Genomic DNA, 25,209 nt, shown 5'->3' with positions numbered 1-25,209 from the left:
GCACCGGTCCCGGGGGGAACCAGCACGTGCGCAAGCACCGTCAGGCGCCAAAAAGCAAAGGGGGGAAAGTCTTCAACCAGCGGCCTGCGGGGCGAGATCGCCTCTTCGCGGCGCCGGGACCATGTACAACGACCGGCGGCCCAGCATCATTCCGGGCCCGCACACCCCGGCCTCGCGGGGGCGTCTTCCTCGGCCGTGCACCCGGTTCAACGACCCCCGGCCGCCCACCATTCCAGCCCCGGGATGCCGCCCGCCACCCGGAAACCGGACACCCGGTGCCAGACCCGACCTGAGGACAGCCGCGCCCACCGGAAACCCACCCCACATCGGCGACAGGGAGAGCCGGCCAGCTTCTGCCCTGGGCAGATCCGCTCACCGTGAACATCGCTCACCGATCCGTACGACACCGGGCATGGTGGGACGCATGAGGCTGTTGGTGTTGGGCGGAACGGGATTCGTCGGTGGGGCCGTGGTGACCGAGGCGGTACGTCGCGGCTGGTCGGTGACGCTGTTCAACCGCGGCCGGCACGGTGCAGTGCCGGTGGGCGTACACCGGCTGCGGGGTGACCGCACGGTGCCGGACGGGCTGGCGGCGCTCGCCGGCGGCGAGTGGGACCTGGTGGTGGACACCTGGGACGGGGCGCCCCGGGCGGTGCGGGACGCCGCGCGGGCCCTGGCCGGCTCGGTCGGACACTACGGCTACGTCTCCAGCGGCTCGGTCTACGCGGAGCCGGTGCAGCCGGGCTCGGCCGAGGACGCGCCGGTCGTCGAGGCGTCGGCCGATGCGGTCGACGGCGACTATCCGCAGCTCAAGGCGGGCGGGGAGCGGGCCGCGGTCGAGGTCTTCGGTGAGCGGGCGCTGCTGGCCCGTGCCGGACTGATCCTCGGACCGGGCGAGGACATCGGCCGGCTGCCGTGGTGGCTGCGGCGGATCGCCCGGGGTGGGGAGGTGCTGGCCCCCGGCCCGCACGACCTGCCGGTGCAGTACGTCGACGCCCGGGACCTGGCGATCTGGCTGCTCGACAGGTGCGCCGAGGGCATCGGCGGGGCATACAACGTGGTCAGCCGGACCGGGCACACGACGATGGGTGAGTTGCTCGACACGGCGATGGCGGTGACCGGCTCGGACGCGACGCTGCGCTGGACGGATCCGGCGCCGATCCTGGCCGCGGGCGTGGTGCCCTGGAACGACCTGCCGATCTGGGTCCCAGCGGGGCACGAGTACCGCTGGTTGCAGGAGCGGGGCGTCGAGCGGGCGTACGCGGCGGGGCTGGCCTGCCGGCCGGTGACCGAGACGGTGGCCGACACCTGGCGCTGGCTGTGCGAGGTGGGCCAGGTGCCGCCCCGCGCCGGCCGGCCGGCCCGGGCCCCGGTGGGACTCGACCCGGAGCGCGAGGCGGAACTGCTGGCCGCCGTCGCCCGGGCGGCCTGACCGGTACCGGACCCGCCGGGGTCCCGAGGGCTCCCAGGCCTTGGTGCCGGCCGACGTACGGTCTCAGGCCTGTGCCACCGGCAGGTCGAGCACCTCGTCGACCGGGCGGCGCGGGGTGGCTGCGCCGGGCTGCCCGTACCCGATCCGCATCCCCATCTGCGGGGTGCCGAACCGGCCCAGAGACAGCCGCAGCGCCTCCCGCGCCCCCGGCACCTCGATCGGCTGGGAGATCATCGACACGCTCAGCCCGGCGTCGGTCGCGGTGAGCAGCACCCGCTGCAGGGCCTGGCCGGCGATGATCTGGTCGGTGGCGGTGTTCCCCGCCGAGCCGAGCACCGCGACCAGCGGCTCCGGTTCGAAGTCCCGGCCCGGCGCCCGGTTGCGGCCCCCGAACCCGCGCTGCGGCAGCAGGTCCTGCGGCTCGCCCTGCGGCCCGCCGGCGGCAGCCGGCACGCCGTCGGAGGAGGGCTCGGAGCGGATCCACGCGACCCGTTCGGCCACGTACGCGGGGTCGCGTTCGAGGACCCGGTGCGCGCTGCGGGCGATCTCGGCGAACGCGTTGACCGCGCCGGTGCCGATCAGCAGCTCCAGCCAGCCCTCCTCGGCCCGGGCGGCCTCGCCGAGTCGCCACCGCACCTCGGCGGGGACCGGGTCGGGCCAGAACGGGGCGCGGTTGCTGAATCGGCGGCCGATGGCCCCGTACAGGCTCTGCTCGATGGGGGTGGGCCGGCGCGGCACGTCCGGGACCAGCCGGGCCACCACGTTCGGGTCGGCGGGGTACGGGCGGAGCCGGACCGACGCCGGGGTGCCCGCGACGGCGAGCGCCAGCCGCAGGTTGAACAGGGCCGCCCCGCAGGCCATCCGGGCGCCCCAGCCGCTGGGATCGGTGGCCGGCAGCCGGCGCAGCGGGTCGACGGACAACTCGATCCCGCCGTCGCGCAGCCGGAACCGCCACGGCTGGGTGTTGTGCAGGGACGGCGCCCGGACGGCGTCGCTGGCGACGGCCGTCAACTGCTCGACGGTGAAGCCGATGGTCATGGTGCTGCTCCTTCCGTGGCAGGCCGTGCCGACCCGGGTCGATTCCCCTCCAACAGTGCGGCAACCAGGGGTTTCGTGAGCAGGGCCGGAGGTCCCCATCTCGGCGGGCCCGACTGCCCGCCGCCGCCGCGTCGCAGTCGGGACCTTCGACCCGTGCGCGAAGCCGGGGCGGCGCGGTAGAAAGGACGGATGATCCGGGTGTTCCTGCTCGACGACCATGAGGTCGTCCGCCGTGGCCTTGCCGACCTGCTCACCAGCAGCGGCGACATCGAGGTGGTCGGCGAGTCCGGCTCCGCCCAGGAGGCGGCCCGCCGCATCCCGGCGCTCCACCCCGACGTGGCGATCCTCGACGCCCGGCTGCCCGACGGCAACGGCATCGACGTGTGCCGGGACATCCGGGCCGTGGACTCCTCGATCAAGGGGCTGATCCTCACCTCGTACGAGGACGACGAGGCGCTCTTCGCCGCGATCATGGCGGGCGCCGCCGGGTACGTGCTCAAGCAGATCCGGGGCACCGACCTGGTGGACGCGGTCCGTCGGGTGGCGGCCGGGCAGTCCCTGCTCGACCCGGCGATCACCACCCGGGTGCTGGAGCGGATCCGCAGTGGCGTCGAGCAGCCGCGCGAGCTGAAGTCCCTCACCGAGCAGGAACGGCGGATCCTGGAGTACGTGGCCGAGGGGCTCACCAACCGGGAGATCGCCGGCAAGATGTTCCTGGCCGAGAAGACCGTGAAGAACTACGTCTCCAGCGTGCTGGCCAAGCTCGGTCTGGAGCGGCGTACGCAGGCGGCGGTGCTGGCCACCCGGCTGCTCGGCCAACGGCACTGACGGCGCTCGGCGGCACTCACGGCGCCGAACGGTCGACGCCCGGCCCAGGCGCGGCTCAGTCGCCCAGCGGGACGCTCCAGCGCACCTCGGTGCCGTGCGGGGTCACCCGGCTGAGCTGGAAATCCCCGCCGAGGCGTTCGGCCCGCTCGCGCAGGTTCACCAGGCCGCTGCGGGCCGCCTCCGGGTCGCAGCCGACCCCGTCGTCGGTGACCGTCACGGTCAGCCGGCCGGCGTCGACCTGCACCGTCACCGACACCCTGTCGGCGTCCGCGTGGCGTACGGCGTTGGAGAGCGCCTCCCGGAGCACGGCGGTGAGTTCGGGGCGCAGCTCGTCCGGGACGGCGCTGTCGATCGGGCCGACGAGGTCCAGGCCCGGCCGGTAGCCCAGCGACTCGGCGGCCACCTCGATCGCCTCGCGGATCTCGGTGCGCAGTGCGGCGCTCATCGGCGTGCGCAGCTCGAAGATGGTCCGCCGGATGTCCCGGATGGTGGCGTCCAGGTCGTCGACGGCCGCGTTGATCCGCTTGGCCACCTCGGGGCGCGCGTTCATCGCCCCGCTCTGCAACTGCAGGCCGGTGGCGAAGAGTCGCTGGATCACCACGTCGTGCAGGTCCCGCGCGATCCGCTCGCGGTCCTCCAGGACCACCAGCAGCTCCCGCTCCTCCTGGCCGCGGGCCCGCTCCATGGCCAGCGCCGCCTGGCCGGCGAAGCTGCCCAGCAGCGCCACGTCGTCGTCCGTGGCGCGGCCGCTGTCCGGGCGGTGGGCGATGACCAGCACGCCGTGCAGGGTGTCCGCCGCCGCGAGGGGGGAGACCACCGCCGGGCCGGAGACCACCGGCCCCGGCCAGGGGGCCGCCTCGGCGAGGTCCGGCAGCAGCTCGTGCCGGCGCTCGGTGACCGAGGCGGCGAAGGTGGTCTCGACGGCCGGCAGCACCGCACCGACCAGCTCCCGGGCGGCCTTGTCCGCGCCGTCGACCACCTCGACGGTGAACTGGCCCTCGTCCTCGTCGTAGAGCAGCACCAGCGCCAGCTCCGCCTCGGCGACCTCCCGGGCCCGGCGGGCCACCAGGGCCAGGGCGTCGGTACGCCGTACCTCGCCGAGCAGTACCGAGGTGATCTCGGCGGTGGCGGCCAGCCAGCGTTCCCGTCGGTGCGCGAGAGCGTAGAGGCGAGCGTTCTCGATCGCCACGCCGGCCGCGGCGGCCAGCGCCACCACGATCTCCTCGTCGTCCTCGGTGAACTCGGCCGCGCCCTGCTTCTCGGCGAGGTAGAGGTTGCCGAAGACCTGCTCGCGGATGCGCACCGGCACGCCGAGGAAGCTGTGCATCGGCGGGTGGTGCGGCGGGAAGCCGTACGACCGGGGGTGTTGGGTGATGTCCGGCATGCGCAGCGGCCGGGGGTCGTCGATGAGCAGGCCGAGCACACCCCGACCGTGCGGCAGGTCGCCGATCTTCGCGTGCACGTCCGGGCTGATCCCGTGGATGATGAAGTCGTGCAGCAGCCGGTCGGCGCCGATCACCCCGAGCGCGCCGTACCGGGCGCCGACCAGTTCGCACGCCGACTGCACGATCCGCTGGAGGGTGCTGCGCAGGTCGAGGTCGGTGCTGATGCCCACCACCGCGTCGAGCAGGGCGCGCAGCCGCTCCCGGCTGGTGACCACCTCCCCGACCCGATCCAGCATCTCCTGGAGCAGCTCGTCGAGCTGCACCCGGGACAGCGGGGTCAGCCCCAGTGACGGGGTGAGGTGCTCGTGCCGTGAATTCGGTGCGCTGGACACCGGCCGATGCTATCGCCCGGTGTCCGTCGGGAACGAACCCGCTAGGCGCCGCCGCGGACCGCGGAGGTGTCGACGATCTGCTCGGTGGGGAGCCGCGGGGTGTGCGGCGGCCCCGCGTGCGCCGGGTCCGCGAGCCCCAGCCGCAGCGCCAGATACGGGAAGCCGAGCCCGGCCAGCAGCCGGCGCACGGTTTGCCGGGTGCCTTCCACCTCCACCACGCCGCTGAGCGGCACCACGGACACCCCGAGCCGGGTGGCGGTCAGCCAGGCGGAGGAGAGCCCCTCGCCGGCGCGCAGCCAGTTGTCCGGCTCGTCCTCGATGCCCCAGAGGATCCCGTAGGAGGCCGCCCGGTCGTGCCCGGGGCCGACCGGCAGGGTGCCGGGACGGCCGAAGTCCCGGCCCGGCACGGTGGTCTGCGGGGCCTGCTCGGGCAGCACCTCGGGCGGCAGCCCGGTGCCGGTGTCGGCCCGGCTGGTCCAGTAGTCCAGCTCCTCGCGCGTTTCCGGATCCTCGGCCGCGACCGTGCCGGCCTGCGAGGCGGCGGCGGCCAGATCCATCACCTGGTCCGAGTTGAGCACCTGGAGCCGCACGCCGTCCGCGCGGGCCGCCTCGACGACCGCGTCGAGCGTCGCGCCCGGCACCGGCTCGTCGCTCACCGGTCGGCGGTCGGTGTGCCGGACCTGCATGCACTGCACGAGGCGCATCGCGTCCGGGTCCGCCCCGGTTCGCCGGAACCCGGTGAGCCGGGCGAGGAGCTCCGGCTGCTTCGGGTCGGCCATCCGCTCCACCGCCGCCGTCCAGCCCTCGGCGGCCAGCGCCACGCACGCGTGGTGCAGCGCCGCGCCGCAGCTCAGCGTCACCAGCCGGCCCTCCGGGTCGGTGGCGGAGAGCCGCGGCTCCCGCACCACCCGCAGCTCCAGCGCGTCGGGGAGGACCTTCCAGCGCCACGGCTGCGTGTTGTGCACCGAGGGGGCACGACCGGACGTCGCGGCGGCCTCCGCGAGCGCGGTGGTCAGCGCGCGGCCCGTGGCCGGCGTCTCGTGGCTCATCGTCACGCCCTTTCCGTTTCTCCCATCGTGCCCCACCCCGGCCCAGTCCGGGTGTTGCCTCCCCCATCCTCTGGCATGCGGCGCTCGGAGGCACGGCCCGCAGGGCCCGCCGCATCCGGGCCCTTCGGCCCGCGCCGGATTACCCGTGTTGCCCTGCCCGACCACGTGCGCCGCTGAAACGATCCGCAGGTGGGAGCGGAACCGCGCGAGTGCGTACCGGAGCGGCCGGTGCGGCGGCGCCGGGTGGACTGGCTGCGACGACTCCAGCTCGGCGCGTCTGACGCCGCGCCGCGACCTGGCGTCGTCGAGTGGGCACCGCTGACGCTGCTCACCCTGGCCGTGCTGGTCGGCGCCGGGTTGTGGGTCGCCGGGCTGCGGGGTGCGGCCCAGTTGGTCTGGGTGGCGGTGACCCTGGTGGCGCTGCTGCCGGCCGGGTGGACGACCCTGCGGCAGCTGTGGCGCCGGCAGTTCGGGGTGGACGTGATCGCCGTGCTGGCGCTGGTCGGCGCGCTGCTGGTCCGGGAGTACCTGGCCGGCGCGGTGATCGCCGTGATGGTCGCCACCGGGCAGGCGTTGGAGGGCTACGCGCAGCGCCGCGCCACCCGGGACCTGCGGGCGCTGCTGGAACGCGCCCCCCGGCAGGCGCGCCGACGTACCCCGGACGGCGGCATCGAGGTGGTGTCGCTGGACCGGGTGGCGGTGGGGGACCGGCTGGTGGTCGGTCCCGGCGACGTGGTGCCGGTGGACGGGACCGTCGAGGAGCCGGCGACGCTGGACGAGTCGGTGGTCACCGGCGAGTCGCAGCTGGTCACCCGCGGTGTGGGCGAGCAGGTGGCCAGCGGCGTGGTCAACGCCGGCGCGGGCTTCGGCCTGCGGGCCCGCAAGAGCGCGGCGGAGAGCACGTACGCCGGGATTGTCCGCCTCGCCGAGGAGGCCACCGCGCGTAAGGCCCCGATGGTCCGGCTCGCCGACCGGTACGCCGCCGCTTTCGTGCCGTTCACCCTGCTGCTGGCCGGGGCGGCCTGGCTGCTCTCCGGCCAGTTCCTGCGGGCGGTGGCGGTGCTGGTGGTGGCGACCCCCTGCCCGCTGCTGCTGGCCACTCCGATCGCGATCGTCTCCGGGCTGTCCCGGGTGGCCCGCCGCGGCGTGCTGGTCCGCGACGGCGGGTCGCTGGAGCAGCTCGGCCGCGCCCGGACCCTGCTGATGGACAAGACCGGCACGCTCACCGCCGGCCGGCCGCGCGCCGCCGAGACGGTGGTCGCGCCCGGCGGCGACCGGGACGAGGTGCTACGGCTGGCCGCCTCCGTCGAGCAGCTCTCCCCGCACGTGCTGGCCGCCGCCCTGGTCCGGCAGGCCCGCGAGCAGCGGCTGCCGCTGGTCGAGCCGACCGACGTCACGGAGGAGCCGGGGCGGGGGGTGACCGGCCGGGTGGACGGCCGCCTGGTCCGCGTCGGCCAGCTCGCCGGCGAGCCCCCCGAGTGGGCCCGCCGGGTCCGCGAGCGCGCCGAGCTGGCCGGCCGCTCCACCGTCTGGGTCAGCGACGACCGGGCCCCGCTCGGCGCGATCCTGCTCGAGGACCCGGTACGCCCCGACGCCCGACGTACCGTACGGCGGCTGCGGCAGGCCGGCCTCGGGCGGCTGATCATGGTCACCGGCGACCGGCCGCGCACCGCCGAGCAGGTCGCCCGGATCGTCGGCGTGGACGACGTGATCGCCCAGTGCTCGCCGCAGGCGAAGGTGGCGCGGGTGAAGGAGGAGTCCGGGCGGGCGGTGACCGTGATGGTCGGCGACGGCGTGAACGACGCGCCGGCGCTGGCCGAGGCGCACGTCGGGGTGGCGATGGGCGCCACCGGGGCGACCGCCTCCGCCGACGTGGCCGACGCGGTGCTCACCGTGGACCGGCTGGACCGGCTGGCCGACGCCGTCGAGATCGCCCGTTACGTGCGCCGCATCGCGGTGCAGAGTGCCACCGTCGGGATGGGGCTGGCCGTCGTCGCGATGGTGGCCGCCGCTGCCGGGGGGCTGCCCCCGCTCGCCGGCGCGTTCCTCCAGGAGGGCATCGACGTGCTGGTGATCCTCAACGCGCTGCGCGCCCTCCGGGGTGGACTGCGCCGCCGGGACCTCCCGCCGGAGACCCGGGAGCTTCTCGAGCGGTACGCCGCCGAGCACGGCGGCGTACGCGACGTGCTGGACCGGCTGCGCGACACCGCCGACCTGGTGGCGACCCGCCCCGACGCGGCGGAGTGCGTACCGGCGCTGCGCGAGGTCCACGGCCGGCTGGTCGACGAGGTGCTGCCGCACGAGGCGGCCGAGGAACGGCACCTCTATCCGGCCCTGGCCGGCCCACTCGGCAGCGAGGAGGCGACCTCGACGATGAGCCGGGGGCATGTGGAGATCGGTCGGATGGTGGACCGGATCGGCGGTCACCTGGCCCAGCACCCGGACGGCCGGCTGCGCCCCGAGGAGGTCCCCGACCTGCTCGCCGCCCTGTACGGGCTGGACGCCCTGCTCCGGCTGCACCTGGCCCAGGAAGAGGAGGAGTATTTCTCGCTGAACCCGGAGGAGGGCTCGGCCCCCGCCGGCCCGTGAGGGTCGGGGCGCCGCCGCGAGCCGCGAGTGGTGCGGTTCAGCGTTCCCGGACCACCGCCAGCGGGCAGTGCGAGTGGTGGATGAGCTGCTGGCTGACCGAGCCGAGCAGCATGCCCCGCAGCCCGCCCCGGCCCCGGCTGCCGACCACCACGAGCTGCGCCTCCCGGCTCGCGTCGACCAGCAGCTCGGCCGGGTTGCCCGGGGTCACCCGGACCTCGACCGGCACGTCCGGGAAGGTCTTCCGCCACTGGGTCAGCTCCTCCTCGACCGCCGCCCGTTCGGTGTCGGTGGCCTGTTCCCGGTCGAAGCCGGACGCCACCCACCGGTCACCGGGTGGCCCCCAGACCCGGAGCACCCGCAGCGGCACGTCCCGCTGCGCGGCCCGCTCGACGGCGAACCCGAGCGCCAGCAACGACGGCTCGGAACCGTCCACGCCGACCACCACCGGACCGGAGGTGGCGAGCTGTCCCTCGCGTACCACCACCACGGGGCAGTGGGCGTGGGCGGTGACGGAGACCGAGGTGGAGCCGGCGAGCAGGCCGCCGAAGCCGCCGCGCCCGCGGCTGCCGAGCACCAGCATCTCCGCCTCCGCCGAGCGTTCCTGCAGCACCAGGGCGGGCGGGCCGTCGAAGACCTCGCCCTGCACGGTGAGACCCGGCCGCTCGGCGGCGGCCTTCGCGGCCGCCTTACGGACCAGGTCCTCGATCTGCCGCCGGGCGTTCTCGTCCGGCCAGATCCCGGGAGCCACCCCGGGGCCGACCCAGCCGGCCACCGTCAGCCATTCGAAGACGTACGCCAGCCGGACCGGACGGCCCGAGCGGCCCGCCTCGTCCAGCGCCCAGTTCAGGGCCACCATGGCGTCGGGCGAGCCGTCGTAGCCGACCAGGATCGCGTCGCGGTCGGCCGCAACGGCCGCCTCCGGGTTCACTGTCCGCCCCGCAGGCCGGGCTCGGTCTCCCGGATCCAGCGCCACTCGGCGACCCGGGGATCGTCCTCGCCGTGCTCGCGGGTGTGGTCGCGGGCGGCCTGCCGGGCGTCGACCATCTCCTGGCGCAGGTGGGCGGCGCGCGGGGCGAGCCCCGGCACCCGGTCGATGACGTCGATGACCAGGTGGAAGCGGTCCAGGTCGTTGAGCATCACCATGTCGAACGGCGTGGTGGTGGTGCCTTCCTCCTTGTAGCCGCGGACGTGCAGGTTGTCGTGGTTGGTCCGCCGGTAGGTGAGCCGGTGGATCAGCCACGGGTAGCCGTGGTACGCGAAGATGATCGGCTTGTCGCGGGTGAAGATGGTGTCGAACTCGTTGTCGGGCAGGCCGTGCGGGTGCTCCGACGGTGGCTGCAGGCGCATCAGGTCGACCACGTTGACCACCCGGACCTTCAGCTCGGGCAGGCGCTGGCGGAGCAGGTCGGCCGCGGCGAGCGTCTCCAGCGTCGGCACGTCACCGGCGCAGGCGAGCACCACGTCCGGCTCGGTGCCCTGGTCGGTGCTGGCCCAGTCCCAGATGCCCAGCCCGCGCCGAGCATGCTGGATGGCCTCGTCCATGGTCAGCCAGTTCGGCGCCGGCTGCTTGCCGGCCACCACCACGTTGATGTAGTGCCGGCTGCGCAGGCAGTGGTCCATGGTGGAGAGCAGGGTGTTGGCGTCCGGCGGCAGGTAGACCCGGACCACCTCGGCCTTCTTGTTGACCACATGGTCGATGAAGCCCGGGTCCTGGTGCGAGAAGCCGTTGTGGTCCTGCCGCCAGACATGGCTGGACAGCAGGTAGTTCAGCGAGGCGAGCTGCTCCCGCCAGGGGATGCCGCGGGTCACCTTCAGCCACTTGGCGTGCTGGTTGACCATCGAGTCGACGATGTGGATGAACGCCTCGTAGCTGGTGAAGATGCCGTGCCGGCCGGTGAGCAGATAGCCCTCCAGCCAGCCCTGGCAGAGGTGTTCGGAGAGCACCTCCATCACCCGGCCGTCGGGCGAGAGGTGGTCGTCGCCGGGGACCGTGCCGCCGACGAATGCCCGGTCGGTGACCTCGAAGGCGGCACCCAGCCGGTTGGAGGCGACCTCGTCCGGGCCGAACAGGCGGAAATTCTGCGGGTTGGCGGTGATCACGTCGCGGACCCACGGGCCGAGCACGCCCGTGGAGCCGGCCACGGGCTGGCCCGGCTGTTCGACGTCGACCGCGTAGGCGCGGAAGTCCGGCAGGTCCAGGTCGCGCTGCACGATGCCACCGTTGGTGACCGGGTTGGCGCTCATCCGCCGGTTACCCCGCGGGGGCAGTTCGGTCAGTTCGGCGACCGGGGCGCCGGTGGCGTCGAAGAGCTCCTCCGGTCGGTAGCTGCGCATCCAGCGCTCCAGCTCGGCAAGGGCCTGCGGGCTCTTTCGCACCCCGTCGACGGGCACCTGGTGGGCCCGGAAGGTCCCCTCGACCTGCTTGCCGTCGACCTGTTGCGGGCCGGTCCAGCCCTTCGGCGTACGGAGGATGATCATCGGCCAGCGGGGGCGTTCGACCACGCCGCCGGTGCGGGCTCGGCGCTGGATCTCGGCGATCTCGTCGACCGCCCGGTCCAGCGTCGCGGCGAGGCTCTGGTGCACCTGCGTCGGGTCGTCGCCCTCGACGACGTACGGCTGGTAGCCGTAGCCGCGCATCAGTTCGAGCAGCTCCTCGGCGGGGATCCGACTCAGCACCGTCGGACTGGCGATCTTGTAGCCGTTGAGGTGCAGGACGGGCAGCACCGCCCCGTCCCGGGCCGGGTTGAGGAAGACGTTGGACAGCCAGCTCCCGGCCAGCGGGCCGGTCTCCGCCTCGCCGTCCCCGATCACACAGGCCACCAGCAGGTCGGGATTGTCGAACGCGGCGCCGTAGGCGTGGCTCAACGCGTACCCCAGTTCGCCGCCCTCGTGGATCGAACCCGGCACCTCCGCCGCGACGTGGCTGGGGATGCCGCCGGGGAAGGAGAACTGGCGGAAGAGCCGGGCCATCCCCGTCTCGTCCCGGGTCACCGAGTGGTAGAGCTCGCTGTAGGTGCCCTCCAGCCAGGTGTTCGCCACGATGGCCGGACCGCCGTGCCCCGGGCCGGTGATGTAGATGGCGTTCAGGTCGCGGTTGACGATGACCCGGTTGAGGTGGGCATAGATCAGGTTCAACCCCGGGCTGGTGCCCCAGTGGCCCAGCAGCCGCGGCTTGACGTGCTCCGGCCTGAGCGGCTCGCGGAGCAGCGGGTTGTCGAGCAGGTAGATCTGCCCGACGGTCAGGTAGTTCGCCGCCCGCCAGTAGGCGTCAAGCCGGCGCAGCTCGTCTTCGGTCAGTGGGCCGTGCAGGTCGAGAGCGGTGTCCATGCTGCAATAGCCTCTCGCGGCTCGGGGTCTTCTGCCACCCGAAGGCGGAACATCCGTCCGGGCCGGTCCAGCGTCGCCCCCTGGCCGGGGAATTGATCAGGGCCGTTGGTCCCGGGAGGCGCGGGCGTCATGTCCCCTTCTCGGTGTCGAGTCCACGGACGACGATCACGGGCGCCGGCGAGTGGTAGAGCAGGGTCTGGCTGACCGGGCCCAGCATGCCCCGCCACGGTTCCTCGCCCCGCGCCCCGACCACGGCGACCTGCGCCGAGCGGGACTGTTCGAGCAGGACGGTGCCGGGTTCACCGCGGACGGTGTGGCACTCGGCGGCCACCGTGGGGTGCTGGCGGCCGTGGCGGGCGACCGCCTCGGCGAGCAGGTCGTCGCCGTCGTCGTGGCGGTGTGGCTCGACGACCCGGATCGCGACCAGCCGTGCCCCGCGCTGCTCAGCGCAGTCGAAGGCGTAGCCGAGGGTGGCGTCGGAGCTTTCCGACCCGTCCACGCCCACCAGCACCGGCCCCTGCGGCGGTGGCTCGGCCCGGCCCACCAGCACCGGGCAGTCGGCCCGCGCGGCGAGCTGCACGGCCGGGGCGTCGGTCGGTACGCAGCCCGTGCAGTTCGCCATCCCGCCGTCACCGAGGGCCACCAGGAACGCCGATTCGGCGGCCCGGATCAGCGCCTCGACCGGTGCGCCCTCGACGATCTCATCGGTCACCGGCAGCGTCGGCTCGACCTCGGCGGCGGCCTGCCCGGCGCGTTCGAGCAGCTCCTCGGCGGCGGCGCGAGGTCCGCCCGCCGACGGCTCGGCCAGGGCGGCCGCCCAGTTGAAGGCGTGCAGCAGGTGCAGTGGACGGTCGTGGGCGGCGGCCTCTCCGGCGGCCGTCCGGACCACCTGGAGGTCCTCCTCCGACCAGCCGACACCGACCACCACCGGGCTCCGGGTGGGTGCGGCCATCCCGCCTCACCTCCCAACCGCCTTCCCCTCACCCACGGTAGTCGCGCAGCCCCCCCACCCGGACCAAGACTCCGGAACCCGCCGTCCCGGCCGCCATCCTCGGTGATCGTGAAGCCGGTGCCGCGCAGGTCGCCGAGACAGGCCTGCGGGGTGGGTCAGCGGGGGGTGGGGACGGTGGGGTGGATGCGGATCACCACGGCGGTGGCGTTGTCGTCGCCGCCCTCGTTCAGGGTGGCGGTGAGCAGGGTGCGGGCCACCTGGGCCGGGTCCCGCTCGGCCAGCAGGTCCCGCAGCTGGTGGTAACCGAGCTGGTCGCTGACCCCGTCCGTGCAGAGCAGCCAGGTGTCGCCGGTACGCAGCGGGACGGCCAGCACGTCCGGCTCGGGCTTGTCCGGGTGCCCGACGTAGCGCAGCAGCTGGTAGCGGGCCCGGGCCGCCTCCGGTGAGTTCGCCGGCCACCAGCCGTGCAGCACGCCCAGCCAGGCCATGGTGTGGTCGACCGTCATCAGCTCCAGCAGCCCGTCGCGCAGCCGGTACGCCCGCGAGTCGCCGAGCTGGACGAGCCAGCCCTGCCCGCCGTCGGGCTCGGCCACCAGGGCGGTCAGCGTGCAGCCGGTCAGCCCGGCCAGGCCCGCCCCGACCTGGCGTACCCGGAGCTGGGTCTCGGCGGTGGCGGCGCGCAGCTCGCGCGCACCGACGGCCGGCCAGCCGGCGTGGATCCGCTCGACGAACGTGGCGATCGCGGTGGCGCCGGCGGCCCGGCTGCCCTCCCCGTCGCCCATGCCGTCGGCGACGGCGGCGAGCGGCAGCTCGGGGTCGACGTGCAGGACGTCGAAGTTCTCCGGGTAGTGGTGCCCCACCACACTGCCGCCGGCGACTTCCAGGGTGAGCCGCCCGACGGTCAGCCGGCGGGCGGCCTCGACGGGGCGGTCCAGGGAGCGGTGGCGGAACATCAGCGGACCGTAACACCGCCCAGCGGCTCTGCCCGGCGCGTCGCCGCCGTGTCGGCACACGGCGTTTGTCAACCAGGGTTGACAAACCCTCGCTGTCAACCTATGTTGACAGCATGAGTCAGGCGACGGAACTCGCGGCGGCCGCCGGCAGCACCGACCCGAAGGTCGGGCTCCGGGCGGTGCTCGCCCTGCGCCGGCTGCTCGAGCGGCTGGAGGTGGTCCAGGTGGACAACGCCCGACGGCAGGGCTGGTCCTGGCAGGAGATCGCCGACGCGCTCGAGGTCAGCCGGCAGGCGGTCCACAAGAAGCACGCCGGGCGACCGGCGGTGCCCGGAAGCTGGGAGGCGTGATGTTCGAACGGTTCACCGACCGGTCCCGGACGGTGGTGCGTCACGCGCTCGACGAGGCCCGCGCCGAGGGCCGGCGTCCGGTCGGCACCGAGCACCTGCTGCTCGGCGTACTCGCCGACGGCGACAACCTGGCCGTCCGGGTGCTGGCGCAGTGTGGCGTCCGGGCCGAAGAACTGCGCGCCGCGGTGGCCCGGCACGTCGCCCCCGGAGTCGACGGTCTCGGCGAGGCCGACGCCGCGGCGCTGCGCGAGATCGGCATCGATCTCGCGGCGATCGTGGCGCGGATCGAGGAGTCCTTCGGCCCCGACGCGCTGCGCGAGGCGGCACCCGCGCCGCGCCGCCGTTGGGGTCGCCGCCACGACGACGGCCGGTTCTCGCCCCGGGCGCGGAAGGCACTGGAGCTCTCCCTGCGCGAGGCGATCCGGCTGCGCCACCGCCACATCGGCACCGAGCACATCCTGCTCGGGCTGCTCCGAGAGGGGAACGGTCTGGCCGCGCTGGTGCTCACCGAGGCCGGCGTCGAGCTCGACGACCTGCGCCGGCGGGTGGAGGCGGCACTGCGGACGGCGGCCTGACGCCCCACGACGCGGAGCGCGTCACCCGGCGGCGCCCCGGTTGAAACCTGTTTGCGGTCCACGCAACATCGGCCTCCGTCGACTCGCCGACCCGTCGCAGGTGCCGCACACTGACGCCGTGGACGGTGGAGACGACAAGGGCCCGGTGCCCGCGGACAATCCCGCGCCGCGCTCGGCGGTGGTGGTCAACCCGGTGAAGGTGGCCGACCTCGACGAGTTCCGCCGGACGGTGGACGGCGCCCTCGCCGCGGCCGGCTGGCCCGCGCCGGCCTGGTACGAGACCACGGTCGAGGACCCGGGTCGCGGCCAGGCGGGGGAGGCGGTACGGGCCGGGGCCGAGGTCGTCTTCGCGTGCGGTGGCGACGGCACGGTGCGGGCCTGCGTCACCGCGCTCGCCGGCACCGACGTGGCGTTGGCCGTGCTGCCCCAGGGCACCGGCAACCTGCTCGCCGCCAACCTCGGCCTCGCCAACGAGCTGGCCGCCGGGCTGGAGGTCGCCGTCGAACGCGGGAGGCGGCGGCTCGACGTCGGCGCGGTCGGCGAGCAGTCCTTCGCCGTGATGGCCGGGATGGGCTTCGACGCGCAGATGCTCGACGCCACCTCGGAGACGACCAAGCAGCGGATCGGCTGGCCGGCCTACCTCGTAGGGGCCGCGAAGCACCTGCGGGACCGGCCGATGCGGGTCGCCATCCGGCTCGACGGCGGCCCGTCGCTGCGCCGGCGGGCACGCTCGGTCCTGGTCGCCAACGTCGGGCGGCTCCAGGGCGGGGTACGCCTGCTCGCCGACGCGGAGCCCGACGACGGCTGGTTCGACGTCGCGGTGCTCACCCCCCGTACGCTCGGTCACTGGCTGGCGATGGCGTGGGCCCTGGTCCGCCGGCGCGGTTCCGTGCCCCGGATGGAGGTGTTCCGGGCCCGGAAGGTCGTGATCACCAGTAACCGGGCCCAGCCCCGGCAGCTCGACGGGGACCTGATCGACCCGGGCCGGTCGCTGACGGCCGAGATCCGACCCCGGGCGCTGTGGTTGTGCGTACCGCGGCCGCAGCGCGACCCCGACCTGTCGGTGGACGCCGGCGCGGCGGCCGAGCGCGGCGAGCGCCTGGTCGAGGAGGCCCGCCGTGAGTAGCACCAAGCTGGTCCCCGAGACCGGGTTGATGGCGGAGTACGAGCTCTCCGCCGACGACGCCTGGCACACCCTGCGCCGCCACGGCGGTTGGTGCCTGCTGCGGGACGCCTTCATCCGGTTCCGCTACGGCGACGGCTTCAGCCACTCCCGGGCGCTGGCGTTGCAGCTCTGCCTGGCCGTGGTGCCGTTCCTGATCGCGCTCACCGGCCTGATCACCGACCTCGGTGCCGAGCAGGGCGGCAAGGTGGTCGCCGACACCGTTCTCGCGCTCACCCCCGGCCAGAGCGAGTCCGTCGTGCACCAGCTGCTCGCCGACGGAGAGCACACCGAGCGCGCCGGTGAGCTGGCGCTGTTCCTCGGGCTGCTGACCGGGCTGGTCGCGCTCACCAGCACCATGGCCCAGATCGAGCGGGGCGCGAACCGCATCTACGGCGTCGAGCGGGACCGGCCCGCCCTGGCCAAGTACGTCCGCGCCGCCGTCCTCGCGGTGACCGCCGGCGTGCCCGCGCTGGCCGGATTCCTGATCCTGGTCGGCGGCCGGGCGATGGGCGACTCCGTTCAGCGGCACTACGAGTGGGGTGCCGTCGCCAACGCCGGCTGGGACGTGATCCGCTGGCCGCTCAGCCTCGGACTCACCGTGCTGGCCGTGGCGGTGCTGTTCCGGCACGCGCCCCGGCGCAAGCAGCCAGGCCTGTCCTGGCTGCTCTTCGGCGCCGGATTCGCCACCGTGCTCTGGTGGCTGGCGAGCCTGCTGCTCGCGGCGTACGTCAAGTTCGGCGGCGGCTTCGGCCAGACGTACGGCGCGCTGACCGGGATGATGGCCCTGCTGCTCTGGGCCAACCTGACCGGGATGGCCCTCTTCGGCGGGCTGGCCTTCGCCGCCCAGCTGGAGGCGATGCGGATCGGCGTGGCGGAGCCCGCCCAGCCCGACCACTGGGAGCCGGAGGCCGAGCGCCCGGAGCCCGTCGGCGTCGGCGAGACAACCGCCCGCTGACGATCCGCGAGGGTGTACGTGGACCTCGAACCGGGTACAGCGCGCCTCGCGGCAGACAAGGGGAGGTGCGGGGTGACTGCGGTCAGAGAGATGACGCGACGGCCGTTCGGCCAGTTCGCCGGGCGCAGCGTCGCCGGGCTGCTCGCCGTCGCCGGCGCGGGCGTCGGGTTCGGCGTGCTGCTCATGCTGGTCCGGTTCCACTGGGGGCCGCTCTACCACGCCGACCGGGAGGCGGCGGCGTGGTTCAACGGGCTGGTGGCTCCGCACCACGCCCTGGTCACCGTGCTCCGGGCGATCACCGACCTGGGCGGCCGGCCGGTGCTGATCTGGCTGGTCACCATCGCGGTGGTCGGCCTGCTCATCCGTCGCCAGGCCCGGCTGGCGGTCTACCTGATCATCACCGGGGTCGGCGGGCTGATCCTCGACCCGTCCCTGAAGGCGCTGGTCGGACGGCTTCGCCCGGTCGTCGACGTGCCGATCACCCACGCACCCGGAAACAGCTTCCCCAGCGGGCACGCGCTCGGCTCGTTCGTCGCGTACGGGGCGCTACTGCTGGTCTTCCTGCCGGCCATGGCGCCGCGCTGGCGCAAGCCGGCCATCGCCGTCGTCGGCGTGCTGGTCTTCCTGATCGGGCTGACCCGGATCGCGCTGGGCGTGCACTTCGTCTCCGACGTGCTCGGCGGCTGGCTGCTCGGGGCGGCCTGGCTCGGTGTCTCCGCGTACGCCTTCCGGCTGTGGCGGCGCGAGCGCGGCCGCCCGGTGCCGCCGATCAGCGAGGGCCTGGAGCCGGAGGCGGGGGAGGAGATCACCCCGGCGCCGGACGAGGAGCGCGTGCTGGAGCACCCCCGCTCGTCCGTCGCCGAGCTGCTGGTCGGCTGGGTGCTCGTCTTCGGCGTCCTCTACGCCTTCGGCATGTACGTCAGCTACCACGCCAAGGGCACGTTCTTCGACACCCTCGACACCGAGGTGCCGCGCTGGTTCGCGGCCCGGCGCACCGACCCCCTCACCGAGCTGAGCTGGTGGTGGAGCAAGTTCGGCGATACCCACGCCATCCTGCTGGTCTCGCTGGTGTTCTGCCCGCTGGTGCTGGCCGTCTGGAAGCGCTGGCGGCCGGTGCTCTTCGTGGTGCTGGCGATGTTCGGCGAGCTGAGCCTCTTCCTCGTCACCGCGCGGGTGGTCGAGCGACCCCGCCCGCCGGTGGCGAACCTGGACGGCCACCTGCCGACCTCGTCCTACCCGTCCGGGCACATCGCGGCCACCATCTGCCTGTGGGCCGCCATCGCACTCATCGTCTTCCCCCGGACCGACCGCTGGTGGCGGTGGCTCTTCGTGGCGCTGGCCGTGATCATGCCGGTCGGGGTGGCCGTCTCCCGGATGTACCGGGGCATGCACCACCCGACCGACTTCATGGGCGCGATCCTGCTCGGCGCCCTCTGGATCGGGCTGCTCCACTGGGTGGTCCGCCCCAACGCCGACCTGCGCGACGGCAACCGGCCGGCCATCGAGTCGGAGCAGGTGCACCAGCTGGGTGACGAGCTGGCCAGGGCCGGCCGCGAGGAATGACCGGACGCCGATGCTGCGGGTGATGACCTGGAACATCCTGACCGGCGGGCGGGACCGGGACGGGACCGACCGGTGGGACCGGATCGTCGCGGTCGTCGCCGCGCAGCGCCCCGACGTGCTGGCCCTGCAGGAGCTGCGCGGCCTCCACCGGGACCGGCGGATGGCGGAGCTGGCGGGCCGGCTGGGGATGGTGCCCCACCTGGCCCGCTCCTGCTTCGGGCAGCCGGTCGCGGTGCTGGTCCGCGCGCCGCTGCGGGTGCTCCGCTCCGGCCGGGTACGCCGACCCTTCCACCACGCCGCCGCCCGGGTGCAGGTGGCCACCGGGGCGGGGCCGCTGACCGTGTTCAGCACCCACTTGAACCCGTACTCGGGCGGGCGGCGGCGGATGGAGGCGGACTGGCTCGCGGTGGCGATCCGGCGCACCGGAGGCCCGCTCGCCCTGCTCGCCGGGGACCTGAACACGCTCGACCCGGCCGTCGACCACACCGCGCGGCTGGCCGGCCTGCCCACCCTTTACCGGCGGCGGCACCTGCGCCGCGACGGCCGTACCGTCGACACCCGCGCGGTGTCCCGGCTGCTCGACGCCGGTCTGGTCGACCTGTGGCACCACGCCGGGCGCGGCGAGCCGGACGGGCCGACCGTGCCGACCCGGTACGGCGGGGCCGAGTTCGCCGCGACGCGCCTGGACTACCTGCTCGCCACCCCGGAGCTGGCCACCCTTACCCGCGCGGTCCGGGTGGTCCGGGGTGGGGACGCCGACACCGCCTCCGACCACTATCCGGTCGTCGCCGAGCTGGCGCTGGCCCCCGACTGAGCCGGCCGTCCGCCCTGGGCCTGCGCCGCTGACGCCCGCCCCCGGGGCTCAAAGGATCAGGTTCAGCAGCACGGTCAGCACCACCGAGGCGAGCACCGAGAAGAGGATCATCAGCAGGCAGCCGAGACCGCCCCCGGCGGGGCGGATCTCCGTGTTCCCGATACGCATGGACTCCACCCTCTCAGCGGGTCACAGCTCGCGGAGCCGGGGCAGCAGCTCCTCCTGCGCCCAGTCCAGGAACATCGGCTGGCTGTCGCCGCCCACCTGGACGAGCGCCACGTGGGTGAAGCCGGCATCGACGAACTTCTTGAACGCCTCGACATGCCGGTCCACGTCCGGGCCGCAGGGGATGGCGTCGGCCACGTCCTCCTCGCGGACGAACCGGGTCGCCGAGGCGAACGAATCGGGCCCGGGCAGTTCCGCGTTGACCTTCCAACCCAGGCCGAACCAGCGGAACTGGTCGTGCACGATCTTGCGGCACTCGGCCTCGTCCGGGCCGTAGCAGATCGCCACCTGGCCGTAGCGGGGCCGGCCGGCGCCGCCGGCGTCGTCGTACATCTGGATGAGGCGCCGGTCGGGTTCGGTGGCGATCAGGCCGTTGCCGTACTCGGCGGCGAGGGTGGCGGACTGCCGGCCGGAGGCGGCGACGGCCATCGGCACCGGACGCTCCGGCCGGTCCCAGACGTACGCGTCGGGGACGTCGAAGTGGTTGCCGGAGAAGGTCAACGTCTCGCCGTTGAGCAGCGGCCGGATGATCTGGAGTGCCTCCTCGAACATCTCGTGCCGCTGCTGCACGTGCGGCCAGCCGCCGATCACGTGCTCGTTCAGGTTCTCTCCGGCGCCCAGACCGAGGGTGAACCGGCCGTCCGAGAGCACCCCGACCGTGCTCGCCTTCTGCGCCACCACCGCCGGGTGGTAGCGACGGATCGGACAGGTGACGAAGGACATCAGCCCGACCCGGCCGGTGGCGTGGGCGACGGCGCCGAGCACCGACCAGGCGTACGGGGAGTGGCCCTGCGCGTCGAGCCAGGGGTAGTAGTGGTCGGACATCACCAGGTGGTCGAAGCCGGCGGCCTCGGCGCGTACGGCATGGTCGACCAGGTGCTTCGGGCCGGCCTGTTCGCACATGAGGGTGTAGCCGACGTTCACCATGGCGCATCTCCTTCCCGGGGCAGATCGTCACCAGATACCCCGGCGGAGGGCGGCCAACCGTGGTGTCCCCTTCCGGTCCGGGGCTCCTTGACGGCGGGAGGCGCGCTGCCTACCGTCCGGGCTTAACCGGTTCAGGCCGGTTGGCGCACCATCCTGTGGTGGGGGTGATCGCTCCTGTGGCGGCTCGTGGGCGACCCGGGCCGCCACAGTCCGCCGCCCGAGGGGGGGCGATCAACTTAACCGGTTGCCTCCCGCGCTCCATCGCCCTACGCTGATGCCTGCGTCCGCCGGGAGCCGGGCGGCGGCTGTCGGGCTCAGCCGCCTTGTCATCACCACCGCACCCCCATCTGGGCACGGGGGAGACCTCCCTGAGGACAGTCATGAAGAAACTGCTCTCCGTCGCGGGCGCCGCCCTGCTGACGGTCCTCGCCGCCGTCTTCGCCTTCGGGCAGCCGGCGCACGCCGCGGCCGGCTTCTCCGTCTCGAACGGTCGGCTCTACGACGCCAACGGCAACGAGTTCATCATGCGTGGCGTCAACCACGCGCACACCTGGTATCCGCAGCAGACCAGCTCGTTCGCCAACATCAAGGCACTCGGTGCGAACAGCGTGCGGGTGGTGCTGGCCAGCGGCGACCGCTGGGCCAAGAACGACACCGCCGACGTCGCCAACGTCGTCTCGCTGTGCAAGGCCAACAAGCTGATCTGCGTCCTGGAGGTGCACGACACCACCGGCTACGGCGAGCAGAGCGGCGCGATCACCCTGGACCGGGCGGTCACCTACTGGCTGAGCATCGCCAGCGCCCTGCAGGGCCAGGAGAAGTACGTCATCGTCAACATCGGCAACGAGCCGTACGGCAACCAGGGCTACGGCACCTGGGCCACCGACACCGCCAACGCCATCAAGCGGCTGCGCGCCGGCGGCCTCACCCACACCATCATGGTGGACGGCCCGAACTGGGGTCAGGACTGGTCCTTCACCATGCGCGACAACGCCGCCACGGTCTTCAACGCCGACCCGGCCAAGAACACGATCTTCTCGATCCACATGTACGGCGTCTTCAACACCGTCGCCAAGGTCAACGACTACCTCGACCGGTTCCGCACCGCCAAGCTGCCCATCCTGGTCGGCGAGTTCGGCAACCTCCACTCCGACGGCGACCCCGACGAGGACGCCATCATGGCGTACAGCCAGGCCAACGGGATCGGCTACCTGGGCTGGTCGTGGAGCGGCAACGGCGGCGGCGTGGAGTACCTGGACATGACCACCAACTTCAACCCGAACAGTCTGACCAGCTGGGGCCAGCGGATCTTCAACGGGGCCAACGGCATCAGGTCGACCGCGAAGGAGGCGTCGGTCTACTCCGGCACCACCCCGCCGTCCTCGCCGCCGCCCTCGACCCCGCCGCCCACCACGCCCCCGCCGAGCAGCCCGCCGCCCACCACGCCGCCGGCCAACGGCGGCTGCACGGCGAGCTACGCGATCACCAACTCGTGGCCGGGCGGCTTCCAGGCTGAGGTCCAGGTGAAGGCCGGCTCGTCGGCGATCAACGGCTGGACGGTGAAGTGGACCTTCGCCAACGGCCAGACGGTCACCCAGGTCTGGAGCGCCACGGTCACCAACAGCGGCTCGGCGTACACCGCCCGCAACGTCGACTACAACGGCAAGCTCGGCGCCGGGGCCAGCACCAGCTTCGGTTTCCTCGGCAGCTGGAACGGCACGAACTCGATCCCCGCGGTGACCTGCACCGTTAGCTGATCGCCCGGGCACCATCGGTGGCCGGGTCCGCGCTGGCCCGGCCACCTTCCCGGGCCGGAATCAGCCGGGAGCGGAGGCCAGCCGCGCCGCGCGCATCGTCAGGTAGTGCTGCTCGGGCAGGCTGGTCGTGCGTCCGGCCGCCGCCCGGTAGTGCGCGACCGCCGCCTCCCGGTCGCCGGCCATCTCGTACAGGTGCGCCCGCGCCGCGTCGAGGCGGTGGTGCCCGGCCAACCGGGGATCGGCGGCCAGGGCGGCAAGGGCGTCCAGCCCGGCGGCCGGGCCGTGCACCATCGCGGTCGCCACCGCCCGGTTGAGCGAGACCACCGGGTTTCCGGAGAGCCGCTCCAGCACCTGGTAGAGGGCGAGGATCTGCGGCCAGTCGGTCTGCGCGGCGGTGGGCGCCTCGTCGTGCAGCGCGGCGATCGCGGCCTGGAGCTGGTACGGCCCGACCGGTCCCCGAGCCATCGCCCCGGTGACCAGCGCGGTCCCTTCGGCGATCGCCGCCCCGTCCCATCGGCCGCGGTCCTGGTCGGCCAGGGAGATCAGCTCGCCCGACGGGCCGGTCCTGGCGGCGGCGCGGGCGTCGGTGAGCAGCATCAGGGCGAGCAGCCCGGTCAGCTCGCTGTCGTCGGGCAGCAACGCGTGCATCGCCCGGGTCAGCCGGACGGCTTCCTCGGACAGGTCCAGCCGGCGCAGGTCCGCGCCGAGGCTGGCGGTGTGCCCCTCGGTGAAGATCAGGTAGAGCACGTGCAGCACCGCCGCGAGCCGGGCCTGCCGCTCTGCCTCGTCGGGCATCCGGAACGGCAGCCCCGAGGCGCGGATGCGCTGCTTGGCGCGGCTGATCCGCTGCGCCATGGTGGCCTCCGGGACGAGGAAGGCGCGGGCGATCTCGGCGGTGCTGAGCCCGCCCACCGCCCGCAGGGTCAGCGCGATCGCCGAGGCCGCCGACAGCGTCGGGTGACAGCAGAGGAAGAGCAGGACCAGGGTGTCGTCCCGGTCCGTGATCAGCGGCTCGTCCGCCCCCGGCGCGGTCCGTCGGTCGTCGCCCTCCCGCCGGGCAGCGCGGTCCTCCCGGTCGCGGCGGGCCGCCTCGGCCCGGACCAGCTCGATCATCCGGCGGTACGCGACCTGGACGAGCCAGCCACGCGGGTTGTCCGGCAGCCCCTCGGCCGACCACTGGGTCGCCGCGTCCAGCAGCGCCTCCTGCACCGCGTCCTCGGCGGTGGCGAAGTCACCGAACCGGCGGGCGAGCACGCCGAGGACCTGCGGCGCCAGCTCGCGCAGCAGGTCCTCGACGGTCCGTTCCGGCGTGCCCAGCTGTCACATCTCCTGCGGCGGCGCCGACATGACCGGGTGCACCTCGATCGGCATGTTCAGCGGTCGCCCGCCGGGGCCGGGCGCGGTGGAGATGTACGCGGCGATCTCGACCGCCCGCTCCGGGGTCTCGCAATCCACGATCCACCAGCCGGCGAGGAACTCCTTGGTCTCCGCGAACGGACCCTCGGTGACCACCGGGGCACCGCCCTCACCCGCCCGGACGATCCGCGCCTGCTGTGGCCCGCCCAGGCCCTCCGCCTGGACCCACTCCCCGTCGGCGGTGAGCTTCGCGTTGACCTCCCCCATGAACCCGATGTGCGCCTGGATCTCCTCCGGGGTCCAGGTGTCGATCGACGGGAAGTCGGCCCCGGCGGCGCTGAACTGCATCAGCAGCATGTACTTCACGGTTCGCTCCTCACGCCTCTGCACCGATTCTCGGTGCTTCCACCCTCAGGTAGAAGCTGCCACCCCGGTTCTCGACATCCGCGGCGAAGAGAAATTCCGAGTCGACCGACTTCCCTCACAGACACTTCCCAGCCGCCCAGTTTACGGTGCCTCTCGTGGCCCACGCGTTCCAGCTTGGAGCGTGCCGACGGTGGAAGCGGGAGTGGCGATGGTCTTCAAGAAGATGCTGAGTGCGTTCGGGGTGGGTGGCCCGAGCGTCGACACCGTCCTGGCCAACCCGAACACCCGGCCCGGCCTGGCCCTCGACGGGCACGTCAACCTGGTCGGCGGCGACGTGCCGGCCAGCATCGAGCAGATCACCGTCGGCCTGGTCACCCGGGTGGAGGTCGAGCGCGGCGACTCCGAGTACGCCGGCACCATGGAGTTCCACCGGATGCCGGTCAGCGGCCCGCTGGAACTGGCCCCGAAGCAGCAGCTCGCCATCCCGTTCCAGCTCCCGATGCCGTGGGAGACCCCGGTCACCGACGTCTACGGGCAGCGGCTGCGCGGCATGACCATGGGGCTGCGTACGGAGCTGGCGGTGGCCCGGGCGGTCGACAAGACCGATCTGGACCACGTCGCGGTGCACCCGCTGCCGATCCACGAGCGGATCCTCGAGGCCTTCCAGACGCTCGGCTTCCGGTTCAAGCACGCCGACCTGGAGCGCGGTCACATCCACGGCGTGCAGCAGACGCTGCCGTTCTACCAGGAGATCGAGTTCTTCGCCGCACCGCAGTACGCGCAGGTCGTCAACGAGGTCGAGCTGACCTTCGTGACCAGCCAGCGGGGCGTCGAGGTGATCCTGGAGTGCGACAAGCGCGGTGGATTCCTCAGCCCCGGGCACGACGTCTTCGGCCGGTACACCGTCCCGCACAGCGACGCGGGCCGCCCCGACTGGGCCCAGGTGGTGGACGGCTGGCTGCGGGAGACCACCTCGCGCTACGGCAACCTGCGCGCCCGCGGCTTCGGCGCCCCGCACGGCCACCACGGGCGCCGTGGGCCGGGGGTCGGCGGCATGGTGGCGGGTGCCGCGTTGGGCGTGGCCGGCGGCCTGGTCGCCGGCGAGCTGATCGGGGACGCCTTCGAGGGGGACTTCGGCGACTTCGGCGACTTCGAATAGGACGACGCACGACGGTGGCCCCGGGACGAATCCCGGGGCCACCGCCGCTCTC

21 protein-coding genes are annotated in these 25,209 nt (G+C 73.6%); 11 read left to right on the top strand and 10 right to left on the bottom strand.

Translation table 11 applies throughout. The features are described 5' to 3' along the window. Window positions 1-424 precede the first annotated feature (424 nt). Entirely contained in the window at window positions 425-1,432 is a 1,008-nt protein-coding gene (locus ACNAVT_RS28425) for an NAD-dependent epimerase/dehydratase family protein (protein ID WP_416300629.1), read from the top strand. A 63-nt stretch (window positions 1,433-1,495) separates the two neighbouring features. On the opposite strand, the gene ACNAVT_RS28420 is transcribed toward ACNAVT_RS28425, so the two are convergent. Beyond that, on the bottom strand, window positions 1,496-2,470 hold the full coding sequence (locus ACNAVT_RS28420; RefSeq protein ID WP_416300628.1) for an Acg family FMN-binding oxidoreductase: 975 nt from the start codon (window positions 2,468-2,470) through the stop codon (window positions 1,496-1,498). Window positions 2,471-2,659: 189 nt separating this feature from the next. Here ACNAVT_RS28420 and ACNAVT_RS28415 point away from each other — a divergent pair, with 189 nt between their 5' ends. Continuing rightward, on the top strand, window positions 2,660-3,298 hold the full coding sequence (locus tag ACNAVT_RS28415) for a response regulator (RefSeq protein ID WP_387420642.1): 639 nt from the start codon (window positions 2,660-2,662) through the stop codon (window positions 3,296-3,298). A 55-nt stretch (window positions 3,299-3,353) separates the two neighbouring features. On the opposite strand, the gene ACNAVT_RS28410 is transcribed toward ACNAVT_RS28415, so the two are convergent. Together ACNAVT_RS28410 and ACNAVT_RS28405 are read right to left on the bottom strand one after the other, a co-directional pair. After that, a complete protein-coding gene (locus tag ACNAVT_RS28410) occupies window positions 3,354-5,024 on the bottom strand; it encodes a GAF domain-containing protein (protein ID WP_416300638.1) in 1,671 nt (556 codons plus the stop codon). 92 nt (window positions 5,025-5,116) lie between these two features. Further along, window positions 5,117-6,124: an Acg family FMN-binding oxidoreductase gene (locus ACNAVT_RS28405; RefSeq protein WP_416300627.1), complete on the bottom strand. Its 1,008-nt coding sequence runs from the start codon at window positions 6,122-6,124 to the stop codon at window positions 5,117-5,119. A 252-nt stretch (window positions 6,125-6,376) separates the two neighbouring features. On the opposite strand from ACNAVT_RS28405, the gene ACNAVT_RS28400 reads away from it, so the two are divergent. Further along, window positions 6,377-8,713 (top strand): heavy metal translocating P-type ATPase, encoded by a 2,337-nt coding sequence (locus ACNAVT_RS28400; RefSeq protein ID WP_416300637.1) that lies wholly within the window; start codon window positions 6,377-6,379, stop codon window positions 8,711-8,713. A gap of 37 nt (window positions 8,714-8,750) precedes the next feature. On the opposite strand, the gene ACNAVT_RS28395 is transcribed toward ACNAVT_RS28400, so the two are convergent. The 4 genes from ACNAVT_RS28395 to ACNAVT_RS28380 all read right to left on the bottom strand — a co-directional run bounded on the left by ACNAVT_RS28395 (window position 8,751) and on the right by ACNAVT_RS28380 (window position 13,945). Continuing rightward, window positions 8,751-9,641: a universal stress protein gene (locus ACNAVT_RS28395; protein WP_416300625.1), complete on the bottom strand. Its 891-nt coding sequence runs from the start codon at window positions 9,639-9,641 to the stop codon at window positions 8,751-8,753. Then, window positions 9,638-12,040 (bottom strand): phosphoketolase, encoded by a 2,403-nt coding sequence (locus tag ACNAVT_RS28390; RefSeq protein WP_416300623.1) that lies wholly within the window; start codon window positions 12,038-12,040, stop codon window positions 9,638-9,640. The genes ACNAVT_RS28395 and ACNAVT_RS28390 overlap by 4 nt, the downstream gene beginning before the upstream one ends. Before the next feature lie 127 nt (window positions 12,041-12,167). After that, the gene (locus ACNAVT_RS28385) at window positions 12,168-12,992 is read right to left on the bottom strand and encodes a universal stress protein (RefSeq protein WP_416300621.1); all 825 of its coding nucleotides are present in this window, start codon (window positions 12,990-12,992) and stop codon (window positions 12,168-12,170) included. A gap of 155 nt (window positions 12,993-13,147) precedes the next feature. Next, window positions 13,148-13,945 carry a PP2C family protein-serine/threonine phosphatase gene (locus tag ACNAVT_RS28380; RefSeq protein ID WP_416300619.1) on the bottom strand — a complete coding sequence of 266 codons (798 nt, stop codon included), beginning with the start codon at window positions 13,943-13,945 and terminating at the stop codon, window positions 13,148-13,150. A gap of 113 nt (window positions 13,946-14,058) precedes the next feature. Between ACNAVT_RS28380 and ACNAVT_RS28375 the strand changes: the two genes are divergently transcribed. The 6 genes from ACNAVT_RS28375 (at window position 14,059) to ACNAVT_RS28350 (ending at window position 19,367) form a co-directional block, all read left to right on the top strand. After that, the gene (locus ACNAVT_RS28375; protein WP_073836364.1) at window positions 14,059-14,295 is read left to right on the top strand and encodes an HTH domain-containing protein; all 237 of its coding nucleotides are present in this window, start codon (window positions 14,059-14,061) and stop codon (window positions 14,293-14,295) included. Continuing rightward, complete coding sequence (locus ACNAVT_RS28370; RefSeq protein ID WP_416300636.1) at window positions 14,295-14,870, top strand: Clp protease N-terminal domain-containing protein; 576 nt, start codon at window positions 14,295-14,297, stop codon at window positions 14,868-14,870. The genes ACNAVT_RS28375 and ACNAVT_RS28370 overlap by 1 nt, the downstream gene beginning before the upstream one ends. A 118-nt stretch (window positions 14,871-14,988) precedes the next feature. Continuing rightward, window positions 14,989-15,996 (top strand): diacylglycerol/lipid kinase family protein, encoded by a 1,008-nt coding sequence (locus tag ACNAVT_RS28365; protein ID WP_416300617.1) that lies wholly within the window; start codon window positions 14,989-14,991, stop codon window positions 15,994-15,996. Beyond that, complete coding sequence (locus ACNAVT_RS28360) at window positions 15,989-16,990, top strand: YihY/virulence factor BrkB family protein (RefSeq protein ID WP_416300615.1); 1,002 nt, start codon at window positions 15,989-15,991, stop codon at window positions 16,988-16,990. Before ACNAVT_RS28365 ends, ACNAVT_RS28360 begins: the two co-directional genes overlap by 8 nt. Window positions 16,991-17,062: 72 nt before the next feature. Beyond that, window positions 17,063-18,553 carry a phosphatase PAP2 family protein gene (locus ACNAVT_RS28355; RefSeq protein ID WP_416300613.1) on the top strand — a complete coding sequence of 497 codons (1,491 nt, stop codon included), beginning with the start codon at window positions 17,063-17,065 and terminating at the stop codon, window positions 18,551-18,553. Window positions 18,554-18,563: 10 nt separating this feature from the next. Beyond that, the gene (locus ACNAVT_RS28350) at window positions 18,564-19,367 is read left to right on the top strand and encodes an endonuclease/exonuclease/phosphatase family protein (protein WP_416300612.1); all 804 of its coding nucleotides are present in this window, start codon (window positions 18,564-18,566) and stop codon (window positions 19,365-19,367) included. Between the two features lie 189 nt (window positions 19,368-19,556). On the opposite strand, the gene ACNAVT_RS28345 is transcribed toward ACNAVT_RS28350, so the two are convergent. Next, window positions 19,557-20,519: a TIGR03557 family F420-dependent LLM class oxidoreductase gene (locus tag ACNAVT_RS28345; RefSeq protein ID WP_416300611.1), complete on the bottom strand. Its 963-nt coding sequence runs from the start codon at window positions 20,517-20,519 to the stop codon at window positions 19,557-19,559. A 380-nt stretch (window positions 20,520-20,899) separates the two neighbouring features. On the opposite strand from ACNAVT_RS28345, the gene ACNAVT_RS28340 reads away from it, so the two are divergent. Beyond that, entirely contained in the window at window positions 20,900-22,276 is a 1,377-nt protein-coding gene (locus tag ACNAVT_RS28340) for a cellulase family glycosylhydrolase (RefSeq protein ID WP_416300609.1), read from the top strand. 60 nt (window positions 22,277-22,336) lie between these two features. On the opposite strand, the gene ACNAVT_RS28335 is transcribed toward ACNAVT_RS28340, so the two are convergent. Beyond that, window positions 22,337-23,530, bottom strand: coding sequence for an RNA polymerase sigma factor (locus tag ACNAVT_RS28335; RefSeq protein WP_416300607.1), 1,194 nt, complete (start codon window positions 23,528-23,530; stop codon window positions 22,337-22,339). A gap of 66 nt (window positions 23,531-23,596) precedes the next feature. Then, on the bottom strand, window positions 23,597-23,989 hold the full coding sequence (locus ACNAVT_RS28330; protein ID WP_416300635.1) for a YciI family protein: 393 nt from the start codon (window positions 23,987-23,989) through the stop codon (window positions 23,597-23,599). A 217-nt stretch (window positions 23,990-24,206) separates the two neighbouring features. Here ACNAVT_RS28330 and ACNAVT_RS28325 point away from each other — a divergent pair, with 217 nt between their 5' ends. Further along, window positions 24,207-25,157: a sporulation protein gene (locus ACNAVT_RS28325; protein WP_416300634.1), complete on the top strand. Its 951-nt coding sequence runs from the start codon at window positions 24,207-24,209 to the stop codon at window positions 25,155-25,157. Window positions 25,158-25,209 lie beyond the last annotated feature (52 nt).

Origin of the sequence: Micromonospora sp. SL4-19, assembly GCF_047921475.1 — a bacterium.
In the GTDB taxonomy this organism is placed as follows: domain Bacteria; phylum Actinomycetota; class Actinomycetes; order Mycobacteriales; family Micromonosporaceae; genus Micromonospora.
The sequence above is the reverse complement of the archived record's forward strand: the minus strand, read 5'-3'. Positions and strand labels throughout refer to the sequence as shown.

Excerpts from the sequence above, each read along its gene's own strand:
- ACNAVT_RS28420 (WP_416300628.1), bottom strand. The coding sequence starts at position 2,470 with ATGACCATCGGCTTCACCGTCGAGCAGTTGACGGCCGTCGCCAGCGAC.
- ACNAVT_RS28385 (WP_416300621.1), bottom strand. The coding sequence starts at position 12,992 with ATGGCCGCACCCACCCGGAGCCCGGTGGTGGTCGGTGTCGGCTGGTCG.
- ACNAVT_RS28390 (WP_416300623.1), bottom strand. The coding sequence starts at position 12,040 with ATGGACACCGCTCTCGACCTGCACGGCCCACTGACCGAAGACGAGCTG.
- ACNAVT_RS28405 (WP_416300627.1), bottom strand. The coding sequence starts at position 6,124 with ATGAGCCACGAGACGCCGGCCACGGGCCGCGCGCTGACCACCGCGCTC.
- ACNAVT_RS28415 (WP_387420642.1), top strand. The coding sequence starts at position 2,660 with ATGATCCGGGTGTTCCTGCTCGACGACCATGAGGTCGTCCGCCGTGGC.
- ACNAVT_RS28345 (WP_416300611.1), bottom strand. The coding sequence starts at position 20,519 with ATGGTGAACGTCGGCTACACCCTCATGTGCGAACAGGCCGGCCCGAAG.
- ACNAVT_RS28325 (WP_416300634.1), top strand. The coding sequence starts at position 24,207 with ATGGTCTTCAAGAAGATGCTGAGTGCGTTCGGGGTGGGTGGCCCGAGC.
- ACNAVT_RS28370 (WP_416300636.1), top strand. The coding sequence starts at position 14,295 with ATGTTCGAACGGTTCACCGACCGGTCCCGGACGGTGGTGCGTCACGCG.
- ACNAVT_RS28340 (WP_416300609.1), top strand. The coding sequence starts at position 20,900 with ATGAAGAAACTGCTCTCCGTCGCGGGCGCCGCCCTGCTGACGGTCCTC.
- ACNAVT_RS28350 (WP_416300612.1), top strand. The coding sequence starts at position 18,564 with ATGCTGCGGGTGATGACCTGGAACATCCTGACCGGCGGGCGGGACCGG.
- ACNAVT_RS28375 (WP_073836364.1), top strand. The coding sequence starts at position 14,059 with ATGAGTCAGGCGACGGAACTCGCGGCGGCCGCCGGCAGCACCGACCCG.
- ACNAVT_RS28380 (WP_416300619.1), bottom strand. The coding sequence starts at position 13,945 with ATGTTCCGCCACCGCTCCCTGGACCGCCCCGTCGAGGCCGCCCGCCGG.
- ACNAVT_RS28425 (WP_416300629.1), top strand. The coding sequence starts at position 425 with ATGAGGCTGTTGGTGTTGGGCGGAACGGGATTCGTCGGTGGGGCCGTG.
- ACNAVT_RS28330 (WP_416300635.1), bottom strand. The coding sequence starts at position 23,989 with ATGCTGCTGATGCAGTTCAGCGCCGCCGGGGCCGACTTCCCGTCGATC.